Raw genomic sequence first — 3,929 nt, 5'->3', positions numbered from 1 at the left:
GTGCCCGGCGGAGGGATCAAGCCTGACCGCCCGGAGCCGGGCACGGTAGGCCACAGCCCTCAACCTGGAACACGACTAGCCGAGCTACCCCGCCAACCGCCAGCGCCCGTTTCGCGCGACCAGCGTGGTGAGCGCCTGCGGCATGAGGCCGGAGTGGTTGTCGGGCGTCATGCGGATCGGGCCGGAGAGGCCGTCGATCTGGGACGTCTCCAGCACGTCGCGGATGCCGTCCCGGTCGACCTTCCCGGCCGGGCCGCCGGCCCGCAGTTCGGCGTCGGCGATCAGCTGGATCGCGTCGGCGGCGAAGGACGAGGCCCCGTTGTAGCCGCCGAAGCGGGCCGTGTAGTCCTGGAACCACTGCCGCCGGGCCGCCTTCGCCGGGGTGGTGGCGATCACGTCGTCGATCACCATGGTCTGGGTGAAGATCAGCGTGGCCCGCTCGGTGGCTCGGGCCGCGGCGCCGAGGAAGAGATCGCCGGCCGCTCCCGCGTCGAAGAACAGCGCCCCCCGGAACGAGGCCTGTTGGGCGCTGGTCGCGGCCAGCGCGGCCTGCTCCGGCGGTGTCCAGACGACCAGCGCGTCGGGCTTGAGCTTGGTGAGTTTGTCGACCTGCTGGCCGACCTCGGTGTCGGTGGTCTTCACCGACTCCTCACCGGCCACCTTGATGCTGGCCTTGGTCAGTTCGCGGCGCAGTGCGAGCATGCCTTCCCGGCCGTAGTCGTCGTTGCTGGCGAGCAGGCCCACCTTGCGGACGTTCTTGCGACGCAGTTCGGTGGTGAGCGCCGCGGCGCTGTCCGACGCGTTCGGGCCGAGTTTGAACACGTAGCGCCGCTCGGCGACCGGGCTGGCGATCGCACCGGAAGCGGCGAGCGCAATGGTGGGAATCCGCTTGTCGTTGATGATCCCGACCGCGCCGACCGCGCATTCGTTACAGCCGCCCATGACGATGGCGCTGACTTGGGAATCGCTGCTGAACTCGGCGATGTTGCGCAGTGACTCGGCGGCGTCGGAACGGTTGTCCTTGACCTTCAGATCGATCTTCCGGCCGTTCAGTGCTCCGGAGGAGTTCAACTGCTCGACCTTGAGTTTCAGGGCCCGCTGGTATGTCTGACCGACGGGGGCCGCAGCCCCGGAGAGTTCGAGATCTGCAGCGATCACGATCGGACTCGTGTCCTGCTCCGCTCCACCGAACTGGCAGCCGGTGAGCGTGGTGGCCACTACGGCCGATGCGAGCGCCGCGATGGTCGCGGAGCGGATGGGGCTCAACTCAGTCCTCCAGGTGCGGGCGCGGGCGCTGCCCGGTCACCGCCGCTAATCCGTCCTCAGTGGAGGACGGGATCTCCTCTGCCGTACGGTGTGCGCGAAGCCTGCAAAACCTTGCCAATGGCCGGCGCTGTGGTCAAGCGCGGACCCCGGTTGCATTTTCGGGACGGTCATCCCACATGCTGGGGTAACACAATGTTTGCAAAAGCTCACTTTGCATACACGCGTGACCACTCTGGAGTTACATGCCCTGTTCAGGGGCTTGCGGAAATGAAGGTATCAGTTGACCGGATCAGGGGTTCCGCGCCGTCCGACCGTTTCCTGCCTCACTGCGGCTTCCCAAACACGATCTTCTCTGATGAAATCGCGGCCGTGCCGCACGTGGTCCCCTCCGCTTACGGCACGGCTCGGCGGGCCAGGCGGGGAAGAAACGACGGAGGCGATGTCGTGAGCACCGGACCGACGACCCTGCCCGCGCTCGGCGAGAATGCTCGGCGTACGCGCCGGCGCCTGCCGAGACTGCGGGACGCCCGGATCCGGTCCAAGCTGGCGCTGATTCTGGTCGTTCCGGTGGCCGCCGTTATCGCGCTGGCCACCGTCCGGCTCATCTCGGTGGGCGAGGGCGCCTACGACGCCACCCGGGCCCGGTCGCTCACCGCGCTCTCCATCGACGTCAGCGCGCTGACCCAGGATCTCCAGGCCGAGCGGATGGCCGCGGCGGCCTACCTGGCCGCTCCCCAGCAGCCTGCCGACGCCTACAACCTGCGGGTGCGCCAGACGCAGCAGCGCGTGGACCAGTACAACGCCGAGCGGGGCCGCATCGGCGACGTGCCGGCGGCGCTGCGGGACCGGCTGGCGGCGATCGACGACCACCTGTCCACCCTGGACGGCACCCGCCAGGAGGTGCTGGACCGCCGGCAGATGGCGGTCGCCGAGGCGGTGCTGCGCTACGGCGTCATCCTCACCGACCTGGTCGCCTACGGCGACGGGCTGGCCCAGCTGCCCGGCGACGAGAGCCTGTCGGACAGCCGTCGCGCGGTCGCCGCGTTCGCCCGCGCCAAGGCGTCCGTCGCCGAGGAGGAGGCGGTCGCCTTCACGGCGCTGACCGCCGGCCAGCTCGACCCGGAGCAGTTCTCCTCCTTCGTGGCCACGCTGACCAGCCAGCAGGAGGCACTGGTCGCCTTCTCGCTCGCCGCTGACCCCGTGCAGCGGGCCCTCGTCGACAGCACCGTCTCCGGTGACGCGGTCGGCCTCTCCGACCGGGTCGCCACCGACATCACCCGCTCCGTCGGGCAGCGCCCGCTGGTCAGCGCGCAGGACGCCACCGCCGCCATCGGCGCGGTCAACGACCTGATGCGCTGGGCCGAGACCCAACTGCAGGACCGGCTGCTCGAGCAGGCCGACCAGGCGCGTTCGGACGTCATCCGGCAGGCCGTGGTCGAGTCGATCCTGGTGCTGCTCACCCTGATCATCGCGGTGTCGCTGGCCGTGGTGCTGGCTCGATCGCTGAACCACTCGCTGCGCCGGCTGCGCGAGGGCGCGCTCTCGGTGGCCAACCACGACCTGCCGGACGCCGTGCAGCGGCTGCAGAACATGGGCAGCGTGGGTGACGGTGGCGTGGACGAGATCGTCCGCCAGGTCCGGGACCCGATCCAGCTGAACAGCCGTGACGAGGTCGGTCAGGTGGCGTTGGCCTTCAACGTCGTCCACCGGGAGGCGGTGCGGGTCGCCGCCGAGCAGGCCGCACTGCGCACCAGCGTCTCGGCGATGTTCCTCAACCTGGCCCGCCGCAGTCAGACCCTCGTCGACCGGATGATCGGCGAGCTGGACGCGATCGAGCGCGGCGAGGAGGACCCGAAGCGGCTGGCCCAGCTCTTCGAGTTGGACCACCTGGCCACCCGAATGCGCCGTAACGACGAGAACCTGCTGGTCCTGGCAGGCGCCGACTCCGGCGCACCGCGCCGCGACGACGCGTTGGTCGTGGACGTGCTGCGCGCCGCGCAGTCCGAGGTGGAGCTCTACAACCGCATCGAGTTCGGCACCGTCGACACCGACATCTCGGTGGCCGCGCACGCCGTCAACGACGTGGTACGCCTCGTTGCCGAGCTGCTGGACAACGCCACCCGGTTCTCGCCGCCGAACACGACTGTCGTCGCCGACGGTCGCCGCATCCGCGACTACGTCCTGATCCAGATCGAGGACCGCGGGCTCGGCCTCACCGACGAGCAGCTCGACTCGCTCAACCGCCGGCTGGCCGCCCCGCCGAGCGTGGACGTCGCCGCGTTCCGGTTGATGGGTCTGGCCGTGGTGAGCCGGCTCGCCTCCCGCTACGGCATCAGGGTGGAGCTGCGCCGCAACGTCGAGGGCGGCACCGTCGCCCAGGTGACGCTGCCCGCCGCCACCGTGCTCCTGCCCAGCAACCGGGGCCGCGAGCAGGTGCTCACCCGTCCGCGCCAGCCGATGGCGGTCGAGCAGACGCCGCTCACCCCGGTCAACCACGCCGAGTCGTACGCCGGGGCCACCACCGCGGCGGCGACGCTGCCCGACCAGTGGCGGACCAGCGCCCCTGCGCCCGCGCAGTGGCAGTCGCCGGTCGACGCGCGGGACACCGCCCCGGCCGGCGCGGCGGCGGGCGGCACCGTCGGGCGGGCCCCGGTGTAGCCGCC

General features: G+C 70.7%; 2 protein-coding genes and 1 pseudogene. 2 read left to right on the top strand and 1 reads right to left on the bottom strand.

The window, feature by feature from the left end; all coding sequences use genetic code 11:
* Positions 1-84 precede the first annotated feature (84 nt).
* Positions 85-1,218: an ABC transporter substrate-binding protein gene (locus AB0J68_RS28685; RefSeq protein WP_363941573.1), complete on the bottom strand. Its 1,134-nt coding sequence runs from the start codon at positions 1,216-1,218 to the stop codon at positions 85-87.
* Between AB0J68_RS28685 and AB0J68_RS28680 the strand changes: the two genes are divergently transcribed.
* Both AB0J68_RS28680 and AB0J68_RS28675 read left to right on the top strand, forming a co-directional pair.
* A complete protein-coding gene (locus tag AB0J68_RS28680) occupies positions 1,169-1,315 on the top strand; it encodes a hypothetical protein (protein ID WP_357253710.1) in 147 nt (48 codons plus the stop codon). The genes AB0J68_RS28685 and AB0J68_RS28680 overlap by 50 nt on opposite strands.
* Positions 1,316-1,710: 395 nt before the next feature.
* Positions 1,711-3,855: pseudogene (locus AB0J68_RS28675) on the top strand (sensor histidine kinase); the annotation flags it as partial.
* Positions 3,856-3,929: the final 74 nt, after the last annotated feature.

Source organism: Micromonospora sp. NPDC049580 (genome assembly GCF_040675595.1).
In the GTDB taxonomy this organism is placed as follows: domain Bacteria; phylum Actinomycetota; class Actinomycetes; order Mycobacteriales; family Micromonosporaceae; genus Micromonospora.
This window is presented reverse-complemented; position numbering and strand designations above follow the sequence as displayed.